Source organism: Nonomuraea helvata, from assembly GCF_039535785.1.
Lineage (GTDB): Bacteria > Actinomycetota > Actinomycetes > Streptosporangiales > Streptosporangiaceae > Nonomuraea > Nonomuraea helvata.
Window position 1 is genome coordinate 109,190 of record NZ_BAAAXV010000008.1, and the last position, 14,143, is coordinate 123,332.

Sequence of the window (14,143 nt, forward strand, 5' to 3'; positions counted from 1 at the left end):
GCTCGCCAGATGGGACTGTCAGGTGGAGGTATGATCGGGTCGTGCCCACGCCGAAGCCGCGCAGGTCACCCAAGCCGCAGGAGCGGCAGCGTGACGCGGAGCGCACCCGCAAGCTCATCCTGGACGCAGCGGCGGCCGAGTTCGCCGCGCACGGGTACGCGGGCGGCCGGATCGCCGCGATCGCGGCCCGTGCGGGCGTCAACCAGCAGCTGATCTCGTACTACTTCGACGGCAAGGAGGGCCTCTACCAGGCCCTGTCACAGGAGTGGCGGCAGCGTGAGAGCGAGCTCGTGACGCCGGACACGCCGCTGCCCGAGCAGATCCGCCGCTACGCGCTGGAGGCGCTGAGCAACCCGGACGGTGTCCGGCTGATGGCGTGGGGCGGTCTGGAGTACGCCGGTCCGGAAAGCGATCCTGATCACGCGCCCCGTTCGGAGCGGCTGCAGAGGGCCGTCGACGAGATCAGTGACGCCCAGTCGGTCGGCCGTCTGCCTGCTGAAGTGGACCCGGCCTGCCTGATGGTCATGTTGATGGCCGCCGCGATGGCGACCACCTCGATTCCGCACGTCATCGAAGGCGTCTGCCGGGTCGATCCCCGCTCGCCCGAGTTCCTCCGCCACTACGCCGAACAGGTCGCCCTCGTCGCCCGCCTCCTCGGCCTCGACCCCGCCTAGGCGGAGTCGATCGGCCGGCGGAACCGGCCGGCTCGGGAGCGGCCCAGGCGTGCCGGATCACCGAGCGCGTGCGGCATCGGCACGCGCGTCAGCGGTGGCCGATCCGCAGGGCCACGATGCCGACGCGGGCCCCGCTGCCCGCTTCTGTCCCGCTCACCAGGTGACCGGGAGCTCGTAGGCGCCGTAGATGACGGCGTCCGTCTTGAACGGCAGGTCCTCGACCGGTGTGGCGAGCCGCAGGGTGGGGATGCGGCGGAACAGCGTGTCGAAGACGATCTGCAGTTCCATCCGGGCCAGGTTCTGGCCGAGGCACTGATGCGGGCCGAACCCGAAGGCGAGGTGGTGGCGGGCCCCACGCTCGACATCCAGGTCGGCCGGATTCTTGAACACCGAAGGGTCCCAGTTGGCCGACAGGCTCGAGACCACGACGCCCTCACCGGCCTTGATGCTCACCCCGCCGATCCGCACGTCTTCGGTGGCCACCCGGGAGGCGACCGCGTCGGTGATGGCGAAGTAGCGCAGCAGTTCCTCCACGGCCATGGGGGTCCGGCCCGGATCGGCCTTGATCAGGGCCAGCTGCTCCGGGTGGGTGAGCAGCCCGATCACGCCGAGCGAGATCATGTTCGCCGTGGTCTCGTGTCCGGCGGTCAGCAGCAGGAAGGCCACGCTCACCAGGCCGGTGTGGTCGAGGGCGCCGTTCCGGCGTTGCCGGGCGATCTGCCGGCTGAACAGGTCGTCGCCGGGTTCGGACTCCTTGCGGGTGATCAGGTCGTCGATGTAGGCGCGGAGTTCGGCGAAGGCTCGCCGGCGGTCCTCCGGCGAGGAGGTCCGGCGTACCGCCACGGCGGTGCGGCTCTGGAAGAAGTCGTGGTCGGTATAGGGAACGCCGAGCAGTTCACTGATCACCAGTGAGGGCACCGGCAGGGACAGCGCCTGCACCAGGTCGACGGGACGCTGATCGGTGGCGAGCATGTCGTCGATGAACCGGTCGACGATCTCCTGGACGCGCGGGCGCAGTGCGGCCAGCCGCTTCACGGTGAACTCGCCGATCACCGGACGCCGGGCCGCGGCGTGTTCCTCGCCATCCATGCCGATCATCAACGGCGGCTGGCTGCGGAGCTGCTGCAGGGTTGCCGCATCGACGTTGAGTACCGGGAAGCCGTCCTTGCGGCGGTCGGAGGAGAAGCGGCGGTCGGCGAGGACGGCACGGCCTTCCGCATGCCCGGACACCCACCACACCTCGGCGCCGCTCGCCAGGCGAGTCCTGCTGATCGGGGCGTGCTCGCGCAGTCGCTCGTACTCGGCGGGCGGGGCGAACGGGCAACCACGCTCGACCGGCAGTTCCAGGTCGGCGAGTTCGCCGGCGATGCTCTTCGTCATGCTCTTCGTCATGAACGACCTCCCGGTAAAGAGATCTGGCTGAGATTGTTCGGCGCTCTTCGGTGGTGAAGCCCGACGCGGGTCCTGGGCAGGCCCGGCTGTCCGCCACCGGTGGTCATCGCAGGGTGAGCGGGGTCTCGGATCCGATGCGGGTCAGCTTCTGCGGATTGCGGACGTAGTAGAGGCCGGTGATGCGGGTGTCCTCGACGCGGATCGCAATGACGCCGTCGATCTCGCCGTCCACGCGGAGGATGAGTGCCGGGTTGCCGTTGACCACGGTGGGGTCGCCGGTGAGCGCGACCCCGGCCTTGCCGATGCCGCCGACGATGAAACGGGCCACCTTGTCGGCGCTGATGATGGGCCGCGGCGCGGCCTGCTTGATGCCGCCGCCGTCGCTCACCAGAACGACCTCGGGGGCCAGCACGTCAAGCAGACCCTGCAGGTCCCCGCCTTCGAGCGCGCGCTGGAACGACTCCAGGGCCGCCCGGGTCTCGCCGGAGGAGACCGCCTCGCGCGGGCGGCGGGCTTCGACGTGCCGGCGGGCCCGGTACGCGATCTGCCGGACGGCCGCCGGGCTTTTGCCGAGGGCGTCCGCGATCTCGTCGTAGCCGACGTCGAAGGCCTCGTGCAGCACGAAGACGGCGCGCTCGGTCGGCGACAGCGTCTCGAGGACGAGCATGAGCGCCATCGACACGCTCTCGGCGAGCTCGACGTCATCGGCCACGTCCGGCGCGGTGAGCAGCGGCTCCGGCAGCCAAGGACCGACGTACGCCTCCCTGCGGAGCTTCATGCTGCGCAGGCGGTTGAGCGACTGCCGGGTGGTGATCCGGATCAGGTAGGCGCGCTGGTCGAGCACCTGCTCCACGTCGGCCTTGACCCATCGCAGCCAGGTCTCCTGCAGGACGTCTTCGGCGTCGGCCGCCGATCCGAGCATCTCGTATGCGACGGTGAAGAGCAGGTTGCGGTGGGCGAGGAACGTCTCGGTCGCCGGGTTGGTGGCGTGATCGCCCATGTCTCGGTCCTTCTCCTTCGTGGCTGTTCTTCGCCGGCGGTCATTCGACCGCTCATGCACGTCAGAGGGTCACCGAGCTTCTTGGTCGAGCTTGCCGTGCGCCTCCGCCGAAAGATCCTGCCAGTCGGCCCAGGTCTTGAGCCGGTCGGCGTAGACCTGCTGAATCATCGGGTAGAAGCCCTGGCCGAAGAGCACCCGCAGGGGCGGGTTGTCGGAGTCGACGAGCTTGAGCAGCGCCTGGGCCGCGGCGGCCGGGTCGCCGGCGGGCTGCTTGCCGGCGACCGCGCCGAGGCGCCGCCGAAGCCCGTCGTAGGCCGGGTCGCGCTCGGCCATGTGGCCGTTGTTGAGCGGGTCGGGGTTGTTGCCGGAGCGGGTGGCGAAGCCGCCGGGCTCGATGATGGTCACCTTGACGCCGAAGTCGGCGACCTCGCCGGCGAGGGCCTCGTTCAAGCCCTCGAGGGCCCACTTGGAGGCGTGGTACGCGCCGCCGAGCGGCATGGCGATGACCCCGGCCGCCGAGGACAGCTGGATGATGTGCCCCGAGCGCTGCTCGCGCAGGTACGGCAGCGCGGCCTGGATCACCCACACCGCGCCGAACAGGTTGGTCTCCATCTGGTCGCGCAGGTCCTGCTCGGTCAGCTCCTCGATCGCGCCGATCTGGGCGTAGCCGGCGTTGTTCACGATGACGTCCAGTCGGCCGAAGTGCTCCTTGGCCCGCTTCACGCTCTCGAACACGGCGGCCTTGTCGGCCACGTCCAGCTCCAGCGGGAGCACCGCGTCGCCATAGGCGGCGACCAGCTCGTCAAGGCTTCCGGCGTTCCGCGCGGTCGCGGCCACCTTGTCGCCCCGGGACAGGGCGGCCTCGACGAAGTTGCGGCCGAGGCCGCGCGACGAACCGGTGACGAACCAGACCTTGCTCATGATGTCTTTCCCGTTCTTTCTACGGTGGCTGTTCCACCTCAAGACACACGAGCCGGCAAAGACATAACACCGTCCGAACGTGACCTGTGTCACTCACGACCGGGAAGTCTGATGGCGGAGACCAGGAGGGCCAGGCCCGTGCCGATGCTCAGCGCGTGCTCGATCACGGCGATCACGGGATGTTCGGCCGGCACGTAGTCCCAGGGCCGCAGGACGGCCAGCGGAAGCTTCCAGCAGCTCCAGGCGAACAGCGACCCCGACGCCGCGAACCCCAGCGTCATCGGGACCCACAGCGGCAGCCGGGCGGGGCGGCGACGACCGAGCACCAGCATGCTCCAGCCGCCGATCAGGGCCCACAGTCCCGCGTTCCCGGTCAACAGCCGCGCGTTGAGATCCCGATGAGCGAGATGAGCGGGGTCCAGGCCGATTGTGCCGCCGAACCCCCAGTACAGCCAGATCAGGCCCAGCATGACGGCCGCGAGCATCGCCGGCCGCGCCCAGCGTGAGACGTGCGGCCGGATCTGTCCGATCCGCCCCAGGAAATGCCCCGGCCATCTCTCCCTCAGGTAGATCGGAAGGGCGACGGCCAGCCCCGCCGCCATCCCGGCGAAGCCGATGGCGATGAAGACCATCTCCCAGCCGGGCGCCGACCCGGCGCCCCCGGCCCCGCCGGACGCATCGAGGATCGTGCTGATCACCATGTACGGGAGCATCGGGACCAGGAAGCCGGCACCCACCCAGGACAGGAAGATCACGGGAAGTGCGGGCAGCCGCCGCCCCCACCGCTGTGCCAGCGCCAGCCCCAGCGCGACCCCGGCCGCCGACATCCCCACCGTGACGGCGTTGAGCCCGACCCAGCCGGCGGTGCCGACGTCCGACGGCCCGTGCCCGGTCAACGCGGCCACGATCCAGATGACCTTGACCACCAGATAGAGCGACATCGTGAGCGCGGCCGTGTACCCCGCTGCTCTGCGCGCGACGCTCCACCAGGCACCGACGGCCGCGGCGGACGGCCGCGCCTCCTCCTTTGATGGCACCCGCGTCAACGTGACCCCCGCCTTCCCCGCATCGACCTCCGACACCGGCGATCCTTCCGCCGGCCGCCCGCGCGCGGATCCCACGGACGGGGGAACCTGCCGCGGGCCCTCCCCACAGCGGGCGATGGCGAGATCCCCTGACAGGGGGAGTGCTTGTTTCGCGCAAGCAAGCGGCTGGTGCTTGGCGTCGGCGTCCTGCGCGCCGGGGGCAGGAGACCCGCTCGACCGATGGCCGCCCGAGGGCGTCCCCCGGGCCGTCGAGGCTCGCACCCGGTGGACGCGGCGGCCGAACGTGACGGTGGTGGAGGAAGCCGGGCACGCCCGCGCACTCCCCGCGGCGGGGCGCCGCTCAACGGGGCGCGCTCACTCCGTCTGAACAGGCGCGGGCGCCGGAGACGCTCGACGCATCCGCTCGTCCGTCCAGTAATCCTCAGCCGGCGTGGGAGTCGCGACGCGGTGAGCAGTCGGCGAGGCGGGAATGCCGGTGTCAGCGGGAGTGGGGCGAGCGCCCTCCGCAGGCTGTGACGTGGCCATGCGCACCACGATCACGGCGAGAGCGATCAGGACCGCGGTCGCGGCTGCCGCTAGGACCGTCCTGGACAAGGCCGGGACCTCCCCTCGACGGGAGACTGAGAACGGGGCAGGGCTCCCCGGCGTGGAGCCGGGGAGCCCGCTGCGCTATTCGTCAGGATATCTGGTCGGCGTAGTTGTAGAGATCCCAGTCAGGATTGTCGAAATAAGGACTCCACCACTGGGTGGGATTGACAATTCTGTCCAGTGTGCTGGATGTGCCGTTGACATATCCGAGGCCTGTGCTGTCGTTGTACGACGCGAGCCACGGGCCGCCGCTCTGGCCGCGCGTCAGGGGGCAGCCCATCGTGATCTGATTCGATCCGGAGGCGGACGTGGTGCCCTGGCAGAAATACTGCCAGTCTCCCGGGTAGGGGGACTCCGACGGGTAGCCGAGCATGGTCATGGAGCGCGATTTCGGCTGTCCGGTCTGGAAGCCGTGACCGCCCACCGTGTCGACGAGTATCTGGCCCCGCTCATTGTTGAATGTCTTGACGAAGCCGACGTCGTAATCGAAGTTACCGTTGTTGATCCAGCCGTTGAAGCTGATCAGCCAATTCGCGGCGAAGGTGCCGTACGGACGGTTCCCGTAATTGTAGTAAGGGACGAAGACCCAGTTCTGGTGCCAGTTCCCGCCGCTGCCCCCGTGCACGCAGTGACCGGCCGTGCTCACGATGCGTTTGGACGGGCTGTTGATCGCGCCGGCGGAGCAGACGTAGTCGCGTCCGTCCACGGCGTTACGGTAGAAGACCTTGCCGACGGCGATCGACGCGTTGACCAGCACGTTGGCGTTCTGGCTGGTGCCTCGGCCGGCCTGGCCGCGTTCCACGCCCTTGAGGGACGGCGGCGCCGCGGGCTGGACGGTTCTGGGGACCGCCGACTGGATGTCGGACGGCGATTCTTGAGTGGGATGCTTGCCGGGGGATTCCGGCGCTGGGATTGCCTTGCGCATGCGCTCTTCTGTCCAGTACGCCAGGACGGCCTCTGTCCTGGCCTTGCGCGCCGTGCTCATCACCTGCGCCACGTCCGGGCTGACGGGAGCGGGGACGGCGACGGCCTCGGCCGGGGCTTTCATGTTCGGTGCGGCGGCACCGCTCGCAGGAGCGGTGACCACCATGGCTCCGCCCATGAGGACGGCGGCTGTGCCCGCTATGAGCACGCGCCTTACTGACGGGCGTAACCGAAATCCGCGCATGGAGCCTCCATAAAGGCGTTGGGGAATTCGAGACCTCCCGAAGGTACACACAAGTCAGAGCGGTTGTAAATCACCAAATACGAGCCGCATTGTTTTGGTCCTGACTTTTTTAGGGTCTGGTAATTCCCCTTCTCAAAAGAAAACATGCGGCGGCCATGCGCCCGGCAGCCCGATTTCATGTTGGGATTGACAGCCGGTGAAGAGCCGGTGAGCGACGGGAGCCGTACCGGGCCACGGCGGGTCTTGCTGCCCGAGCCCGCTCACCGTCGGCGCCAAGCCGGGCCCTGTCGCTGGGCCGACCCGATCGCTGCGATCACGAGATCGGGCTGGGCGTGCTGCACGTAGTGGTCCGCGGTGGTGGCGACCAGAAGGGCCAGGCCCGCGCGGAAGGATCCCCGGTAGGTGTCAGCGGCCGAGCGCGGCACGCCCGGCGAGTGTCAGCGACTGAGCGCGGCGTGCCCTCGGCGGGTGTCAGCGGCCGAGGAACGCCAGGAGCCGGTCCAGCGGCCAGGTGTTGATGACGTCGTCCGTGGTCAGCCACGCCCGCTGCGCGATCCCCACCCCGAACCGCTGGTTGGCCAGGTGCGGGACCGCGTGCGAGTCGCTGTCGATCGAGAACTTCACCCCATGGTGCTTGGCCAGCCGGACCAGATCGGACGGCAGATCCGAGCGGTCGGGGAAGGAGTCGATCTCCATGGCCGTGCCCGTGCGCGCGGCCGCGCGGAAGACGGCGTCCCAGTCGGCGTCGACGGCCGGCCGCTTGCCGATCTTGCGGGTGGTCGGATGCCCGATGATGTCCACGTACGGGTTTTCGCAGGCGGCGATGAAGCGCCGGGTCATCTCGTCGCGTGACATCCCGAAATGGGAGTGCACCGAGGCCACGCACACGTCGAACCCGGCGAGGATCTCCTCGGGCCAGTCGACCGACCCGTCGGGGGCGATGTTGAGCTCCGTGCCGTGCAGGAGGCGCATGTCGGGATATTTCTCTTGGAGCTCGGCCAGCCGTTCCCGCTGCTCCAGCGCCTTGTCCAGGGTCATCCGCTGCATCGCCAGGTCGGGGGCGTGGTCGGTGACCGCGTAGTAGGCGTAGCCGCGGGCGTGCCCGGCCGCCACCATGTCCTCCAGTGAGGCGACGCCGTCGGTCAGGTCGGTGTGGGTGTGCAGGTCGCCCTTCAGATCCTCCAGCCGCACCAGCGCCGGCAACTCGCCGCGGAGCGCCGCCTTGACCTCGCCGCCGTCCTCGCGCATCGGCGGCGGCACGTACTGCATGCCGAGGGCGGCGTAGATGTCCTCCTCCGAGGCGGCGGCGATCACCCGCTCGCCCTCGAACAGGCCGTACTCCGACAGCTTCCAGCCCTTCTTCACCGCCATCTCCCTGATGGCGACGTTGTGCTCCTTGGAGCCCGTGAAGTACTGCATCGCCGCGCCCCACGACTCGGCGGGCACCACGCGCAGGTCCACCTGGATGCCGGAGGTCGTGCGGATCGAGGTCTTCTTGTCGCCCGCCGCGATGACCTCGGCGACGTAGGGCTGGGCGCGGAAGCCGGCCATGATGGACTCGGGCGCGACCGCGAGGATGTCGATGTCGCCGATGGTGTCCTTCATCCGCCGCAGCGACCCCGCGTACGCGATGCGCTCGGCCTCCAGCGAGGCCATCACCTGCTCGGCCAGCGACATGGCGACGCCGATGTGGACGCGGCGGCCCGACTGCTCGAGCTGCTCGATGCCCTTGAGCAGGTTTGCCAGCGTCTTCGGGCCGAGGCCCTTGACGCCGTCGAGGCGGCCCGAGGAGATCGCCTCGCTCAGCGACGCGGTGGAGTCGATGCCGAAGTCCTCGAACAGCATGATCGCCGTCTTGGGCCCGAGCGACGGCACCCGCGTCAGCCTGCGCACGCCATCGGGCACGCGCCCGCGCAGGTCGTCGAGCTGCCGGAAGCTCCCGCGCTGCAGGAACTCCTCCATCTTCTTGGCGATCGCCTCGCCAACGCCGGGGACGCCGCGCACGTCGACCACCGAGATGTCCTCGGGGAACCCGGCGATGGCCTTGGCCGCCTTCTGGTAGCTGCGCACCCGGAAGGCGTCGCCGCCGCAGAGCGCGAACAGCTCCGCGTATTCCTGCAGCGCCGCCGCCGCCTGCTCGTTTGCCCGCATGCCCACACCTTAGAAGGTCGGGCCGACAATCCGGGAACCGCCGCTGGGCGATCCGGCGACCGCTAGAAGCGCACCTCCCGGGAGCGGTACGACTCGCCGAGGAAGGTCAGCTCCGACTCCGTCAGCGACACCGACACGGCCGCCACCGCGTCGTCGACGTGCCGGTCCTTCGTGGCCCCCACGATCGGCGCGGTCACGGTCGGCTGGTGGAGCAGCCAGGCCAGCGCGACCTGGGCGGCCGGCAGGTCGCGCTCCTTGGCCACCTGCGCCACCCGGTCGAGGATCGCCTTGTCGTTCTCCGGGTCGTACAGGAAGTCGATGCGCTCGTCGGAGCCCGTCCGCGCGGTCGTCGCCGACGAGCCCGCCCTGGCCAGCACTCCGCGCGCCAGCGGGCTCCACGGGATCACGCCCACGCCCTGGTCGGCGCAGAGCGGCAGCATCTCGCGCTCCTCCTCCCGGTAGAGGAGGTTGTAGTGGTTCTGCATCGAGACGAACTTCGTCCAGCCGTTCTGCTCGGCCACGTGCTGCGCCTTGGAGAACTGCCAGGCCCACATGCTCGAAGCGCCGATGTAGCGGGCCTTGCCGGCCTTGACCACGTCGTGCAGCGCCTCCATGGTCTCCTCGATGGGCGTCTCGTCGTCCCACCGGTGGATCTGGTAGAGGTCCACGTGGTCGGTGCCGAGGCGCTGCAGCGAGGCGTCGATGGCGGCGTGGATGTGCTTACGTGACAGGCCCGCGTCGTTGGCGCCCTTGCCCATGGGGAAGTACACCTTGGTGGCCAGCACGTAGTCCTCACGCCTGGGGAAGATCGCGCGCAGCGCCTCGCCGGTCACCACTTCGCTCGCGCCGCGGCTGTAGACGTCGGCGGTGTCGAAGAACGTCACGCCCGCGTCGGCGGCCCTGCGGATGATCGGCTCCGCCTCGTCGAGCGGCAGCGCCCACTCCTGCCTGGCGGGATCGCCGTAGCTCATCATGCCGAGGCAGATGCGGGAGACCTTCAAACCGGTGTTGCCAAGTCTTGCGTATTCCATGCCGCCCACCTTACGGGGGCGATTGGCCCGGCTGATCAGGGGCTCCGCCAGGGGCCGCGGGCCGAGGTCCGGCAAGAGGGGAAACACAGCAGATCGGTCTGGTTACCAAGGGCTCCGACGGGAAGTCATGGGTATCCGAAGCGCCGATGACCTTTACAAGGCAGAGCGCGATCAGGTCGATTAGGAGGAACGAGGCAATGGCGGGGGCTATCACGACACGGCCGGCTCCGTCGATCCAACCGCGTATCGGGGGTGGGGTGAAAGACACAGGTCGCAGGCTCGTGTCATGGTCACGTTCCAAGCTCAGGAGTCCCGGCTTATCAGGCGGGCTCGCGCTGGCGGCGGCCCTCGCCGCCCTGGCGACGCCGGTCCTGGTCGGGCTGGTGCGGTCGGGGGCGGGGGTCGCGGGCGGCGTGACGCTGCTGGTCCTGCTGGCGCTGCACGTCAGGGTCGTCACGGAGACGCCGGTACGCCGTGCGGGCGCGTGGTGGATCGTGGCCGTGCAGGCGTGGCTCACGTATCTGCCGCTGGCGGTGTTCGGGGCGGCGTGGACGCCGGTGTTCGCCCTGCTGTCGGGCGCGCTGCTCGTGATGGCGGCCCGGATCCGGTCGGTCGTGCTGGTGGTGCTGGCCCTGGTCTGCGGCCCGGTGCTGCTCGCCGCACCTGACAGGGCGATGATCGACACCGCGTGGGTGCTCGCCGCCCCCTTGCTCGGCGTCGTCGAGTACACGATGGTGGCGCTGGCCGAGCGGGTCAGGTGCCTGACCGAGGCGCGCACCGACGTCATGCGCAAGGCCGTCGCCCTGGAGCGCCGCCGCTTCACCCGCGACCTGCACGACCTGGTCGGTCACCGGCTCACCGTACTCGTGCTGAAGGCGCAGCTCGTGCAGCGCCTCGTGGACGAGGACGACAAGCGGGCCGGGGACGAGGCGAGGGAGACGCTGGAGCTGCTGCGCAACCTGTCCGCCGACGTCAGAGCGGTCGCCCACGGCCTGCGCAGCTCCTCCCTGGCGGCGGAGCTGGGCTCCGCGCGCTCGCTCCTGGAGTCCGTACGGGTCCGCTGCCAGATCAAGGTGTCCTGCCGCGACCTCCCGGGCGACGTCGAGGAGGCGCTCACGCACGCCCTGAGAGAGGGCGTGACGAACGTGCTCAGGCACGCCGAGGCCCGCGAGTGCTCCATCCAGCTTTTGGAACGCGACAGGATCGTCCGCCTGACGATCAGGAACGACGGGGTGCGCGCGCCGCGCCGCCCGTGGGACAGGGGGCAGGGCCTGCTGAACCTCGCCGAACGCGTCTCGAGCCTCGGCGGCTGGCTGGAGACCACGTCCTCCAGGCCCGGAATGTTCACCTTCAACGCATATGTCCCACTCGATAATTAATGTCACCCAATACATTGTGAAAAACACACAAAGGCAAATTCAATAAGCATAATTACTCGATGTCATGTGTAACTAGACCAAATCGCGTCTTGGCGGCAATCTCAAAGGACAACGCCTTGGAGGTCGGCGCCAGATGGACAAGTACGAGCTGTACTGCCTTGTGGATCCGTGTTTCTACGACACTCTCGAACACAGCACGGCCGAAGACGCCGACTTTCCCCTTGTACGCGAGCCCGTTCCCGCCGGCTGGTCGAACGCACTGACCGACACGTGGTGCTATTACGCCCCCGACAACGAACCGCCCCTGCCCGCCCAGGGCTGGAAGATCCATGTTTCCGCCCGCGTGGAGGACGCCGAGAAGGCCATTGCCGCCGTATGGGACTACTGCGTCCCGCGGGGGATCGCGTTCAAGTTCCTGCGCGGCACCCCGGTGCTCGTCATGGTCAACTCCAAGGCCGCCTCCCGGGCGTCCAGCGGCAAGCTGATCACTGTTTACCCCAGGGACGAGGGCCAGCTCGAGCTCGTGCTCAAGGAGCTCGACGAGCTGCTGCGGGACGTCAAGGGCCCGTACATCCTCAGCGACCTGCGCTACGGCACGGGCCCGCTGTTCGTCAGGTACGGCGGATTCGCCGAACGGCACACCCTGTCCGCGGCCGGCGAACGCGTGCTGGCCCTCGAGGACGGCGACGGGCGGCTCGTGCCCGACGTGCGGGGCGCGACGTTCTCGGTCCCGCCGTGGACGACGCTGCCCGGGTTCCTGGAGCCGCATCTGGCCGCGCGCAACGCCGTGACCACGAGCGGGCTGCCGTACGAGATCGAGAAGGTGCTGCACTTCTCCAACGGCGGCGGCGTCTACCTGGCGCGGGACACCCGCACGGGGGAGCAGGTCGTGCTCAAGGAGGCCAGGCCGCACGCCGGGCTCGACGCGGCAGGACGCGACGCCGTCTCCCGGCTCCAGCACGAGCGCGACATCCTGCGGCGCCTGTCGGGCCTGCCCGCCGCGCCGGCGCTGCTCGACTACTTCACGCTGGGCGAGCACCACTTCCTCGTGCAGGAGTTCGTGGACGGCACACCGCTGCAGCGGCGCCTCGTGCACCGCTACCCCCTGACCCGCGCCGACCGCACCGACCAGGACCTCGCCGACTACACCGCGTGGGCGGTCGAGACGTCGGAGAGCGTGGAACGGGCGGTCGAGTCGCTGCACGAGCGCGGGGTCGTCTTCGGCGACCTGCACCCTGACAACATCCTGCTGACCGCCGACGGCCGGGTGGCGCTGATCGACTACGAGGTCGCCACGCTCGCCGAGGACGGCGGCCGCGCCGCGCTCGCCCACCCCGCCTTCATCGCGCCCCCCGACCGCCAGGGCGTGGACGTGGACAGGTACGCGCTGGCCTGCCTGCGCCTCGGCCTGTTCGCGCCGCAGTGCACGATCATGCTGCCGCTGCACCGCGCCAAGGCGGCCCACCTGGGGGAGATCGTCAAGGAGACGTTCCCCGTGCCGGGGCACCTGGTGGACGCGGCCGTCGCGACCGTCGGCGCGGACGGCGAGCCCGTGACCATGCCGGAGAGCTGGCCCGAGCTGCGCGACGCGATGTGCCGGGCCATCGTGGCCGCCGCCACCCCCGAGCGGGACGACCGGCTCTTCCCCGGCGACGTGGCCCAGTTCCAGCCGGGCGGCGGGTTCAACCTGGCCTACGGAGCGGCCGGCGTGCTGTTCGCGCTCCACCGCGCGGGCCTCGGGCCGTTCCCCGAATACGAGCGCTGGTTACGCGAGCACGCGCGCCGCCCCGTCCAGGGCTCGGGACTCGGCCTGTACGACGGGCTGCACGGCATCGCGTACGTGCTCGACCTGCTCGGACACCACCAGGACGCCGACGACCTCATCGAGGTCTGCCTGCGCGAGAAGTGGGAGCGCCTGGAGTCGGCGCTGTTCTCCGGCCTGTCCGGCATCGGGCTGAACCTGCTGCGCTCCGGCCGCACCGACCTCGCCCTGCGCGCGGCGGACATCTGCGCCGAACGGCTCGCCGCCCCCGTCCCCGAGCTCAGCGGCGGCAGCAACCCCAAGGCCGGGCTCATGTACGGCTCGTCGGGTCCCGCGCTGCTCTTCCTGCACGCGTATGAGCACACCGCGGACCCGGCGCTGCTCGATCTGGCGGCGACCGCGCTCCGGCAGGACCTGCGGCGCTGCCGGCACTCCGCGGACGGCTCGCTCCAGGTGAACCAGGGCTGGCGGCTGCTGCCGTACCTGGACGAGGGGTCGGCCGGCATCGCCCTGGTGCTGGAGCGCTATCTCGCGCACAGGCACGACGAGGAGCTCGCCACGGCCCTGGCCGAGCTGCGACTGGCCGGGCAGGCCGGCTTCTTCGTGCAGTCCGGGCTGTTCACCGGGCGCGCGGGCATGCTCGCGGCCCGCACGGGCGACCCGCGCGAGCACATCAAGGGCCTGAGATGGCACGCGCTGCCGTACGGCGGAGGCCTGGCCTTCCCCGGCGACCAGCTGCTGCGCCTCTCCATGGATTTCGCGACCGGAACGGCGGGCGTGCTCTTCGCCCTCGGCACGTCGCTGGGCGACCAGCCGGGCCATCTGCCGTTCCTCGAGGCCGCTCCCGAGCGGCCTGCCCCCGACGAGCTCCGGAAGGAGGTGTAGACGAATGGTCCTTCTCGACCTTCAGGGTCTCGAGGCTCCCACGGCCAGCGACGTCGCCAGCGGCGGCAGCACGCTGACGGTGCTGTCCTGCCACTCTGGCAAGCCCAGCAACCTCAGTGTCGCAATTTGCCACTGATCAGTAATAG

Annotated in this window: 12 protein-coding genes; 4 read left to right on the forward strand and 8 right to left on the reverse strand. The window is 69.7% G+C overall.

Annotation, left to right across the window (positions count from 1 at the left end; genetic code table 11):
* Positions 1–41 precede the first annotated feature (41 nt).
* Positions 42–674 (forward strand): TetR/AcrR family transcriptional regulator, encoded by a 633-nt coding sequence (locus ABD830_RS27880; RefSeq protein WP_344993478.1) that lies wholly within the window; start codon positions 42–44, stop codon positions 672–674.
* A 153-nt stretch (positions 675–827) separates the two neighbouring features.
* Here the strand turns inward: ABD830_RS27880 and ABD830_RS27885 are convergent, their stop codons facing one another.
* From ABD830_RS27885 to ABD830_RS27920, 8 genes are all read right to left on the reverse strand, one after another.
* Positions 828–2,066: a cytochrome P450 gene (locus tag ABD830_RS27885; RefSeq protein WP_344993481.1), complete on the reverse strand. Its 1,239-nt coding sequence runs from the start codon at positions 2,064–2,066 to the stop codon at positions 828–830.
* Between the two features lie 103 nt (positions 2,067–2,169).
* Positions 2,170–3,066: an RNA polymerase sigma-70 factor gene (locus tag ABD830_RS27890; protein WP_344993484.1), complete on the reverse strand. Its 897-nt coding sequence runs from the start codon at positions 3,064–3,066 to the stop codon at positions 2,170–2,172.
* Between the two features lie 69 nt (positions 3,067–3,135).
* Complete coding sequence (locus ABD830_RS27895; protein ID WP_344993487.1) at positions 3,136–3,987, reverse strand: SDR family NAD(P)-dependent oxidoreductase; 852 nt, start codon at positions 3,985–3,987, stop codon at positions 3,136–3,138.
* Positions 3,988–4,076: 89 nt separating this feature from the next.
* Positions 4,077–5,069 carry a hypothetical protein gene (locus tag ABD830_RS27900; RefSeq protein WP_344993490.1) on the reverse strand — a complete coding sequence of 331 codons (993 nt, stop codon included), beginning with the start codon at positions 5,067–5,069 and terminating at the stop codon, positions 4,077–4,079.
* Positions 5,070–5,709: 640 nt separating this feature from the next.
* Positions 5,710–6,711 carry a trypsin-like serine peptidase gene (locus tag ABD830_RS27905; RefSeq protein WP_344993493.1) on the reverse strand — a complete coding sequence of 334 codons (1,002 nt, stop codon included), beginning with the start codon at positions 6,709–6,711 and terminating at the stop codon, positions 5,710–5,712.
* Positions 6,712–7,049: 338 nt separating this feature from the next.
* On the reverse strand, positions 7,050–7,214 hold the full coding sequence (locus tag ABD830_RS27910) for a hypothetical protein (RefSeq protein WP_344993495.1): 165 nt from the start codon (positions 7,212–7,214) through the stop codon (positions 7,050–7,052).
* 46 nt (positions 7,215–7,260) lie between these two features.
* Positions 7,261–8,940 (reverse strand): DNA polymerase/3'-5' exonuclease PolX, encoded by a 1,680-nt coding sequence (gene polX, locus ABD830_RS27915; protein WP_344993498.1) that lies wholly within the window; start codon positions 8,938–8,940, stop codon positions 7,261–7,263.
* 62 nt (positions 8,941–9,002) lie between these two features.
* On the reverse strand, positions 9,003–9,971 hold the full coding sequence (locus tag ABD830_RS27920) for an aldo/keto reductase (RefSeq protein ID WP_344993501.1): 969 nt from the start codon (positions 9,969–9,971) through the stop codon (positions 9,003–9,005).
* Positions 9,972–10,252: 281 nt separating this feature from the next.
* Between ABD830_RS27920 and ABD830_RS27925 the strand changes: the two genes are divergently transcribed.
* The 3 genes from ABD830_RS27925 to ABD830_RS27935 all read left to right on the forward strand — a co-directional run bounded on the left by ABD830_RS27925 (position 10,253) and on the right by ABD830_RS27935 (position 14,133).
* On the forward strand, positions 10,253–11,350 hold the full coding sequence (locus ABD830_RS27925; RefSeq protein WP_344993504.1) for a sensor histidine kinase: 1,098 nt from the start codon (positions 10,253–10,255) through the stop codon (positions 11,348–11,350).
* Positions 11,351–11,483: 133 nt separating this feature from the next.
* Positions 11,484–13,997 (forward strand): class III lanthionine synthetase LanKC, encoded by a 2,514-nt coding sequence (gene lanKC / locus ABD830_RS27930; RefSeq protein ID WP_344993507.1) that lies wholly within the window; start codon positions 11,484–11,486, stop codon positions 13,995–13,997.
* A 4-nt stretch (positions 13,998–14,001) separates the two neighbouring features.
* Positions 14,002–14,133, forward strand: a complete 132-nt coding sequence (locus tag ABD830_RS27935) for a SapB/AmfS family lanthipeptide (RefSeq protein WP_344993510.1) — start codon at positions 14,002–14,004, stop codon at positions 14,131–14,133.
* Positions 14,134–14,143 lie beyond the last annotated feature (10 nt).

Bases quoted from the DNA above. Each gene is read 5' to 3' on its own strand.
- lanKC (WP_344993507.1), top strand. From the start codon at position 11,484: ATGGACAAGTACGAGCTGTACTGCCTTGTGGATCCGTGTTTCTACGAC.
- ABD830_RS27895 (WP_344993487.1), bottom strand. From the start codon at position 3,987: ATGAGCAAGGTCTGGTTCGTCACCGGTTCGTCGCGCGGCCTCGGCCGC.
- ABD830_RS27890 (WP_344993484.1), bottom strand. From the start codon at position 3,066: ATGGGCGATCACGCCACCAACCCGGCGACCGAGACGTTCCTCGCCCAC.
- ABD830_RS27885 (WP_344993481.1), bottom strand. From the start codon at position 2,066: ATGACGAAGAGCATGACGAAGAGCATCGCCGGCGAACTCGCCGACCTG.
- ABD830_RS27905 (WP_344993493.1), bottom strand. From the start codon at position 6,711: ATGGTGGTCACCGCTCCTGCGAGCGGTGCCGCCGCACCGAACATGAAA.
- ABD830_RS27935 (WP_344993510.1), top strand. From the start codon at position 14,002: ATGGTCCTTCTCGACCTTCAGGGTCTCGAGGCTCCCACGGCCAGCGAC.
- polX (WP_344993498.1), bottom strand. From the start codon at position 8,940: ATGCGGGCAAACGAGCAGGCGGCGGCGGCGCTGCAGGAATACGCGGAG.
- ABD830_RS27920 (WP_344993501.1), bottom strand. From the start codon at position 9,971: ATGGAATACGCAAGACTTGGCAACACCGGTTTGAAGGTCTCCCGCATC.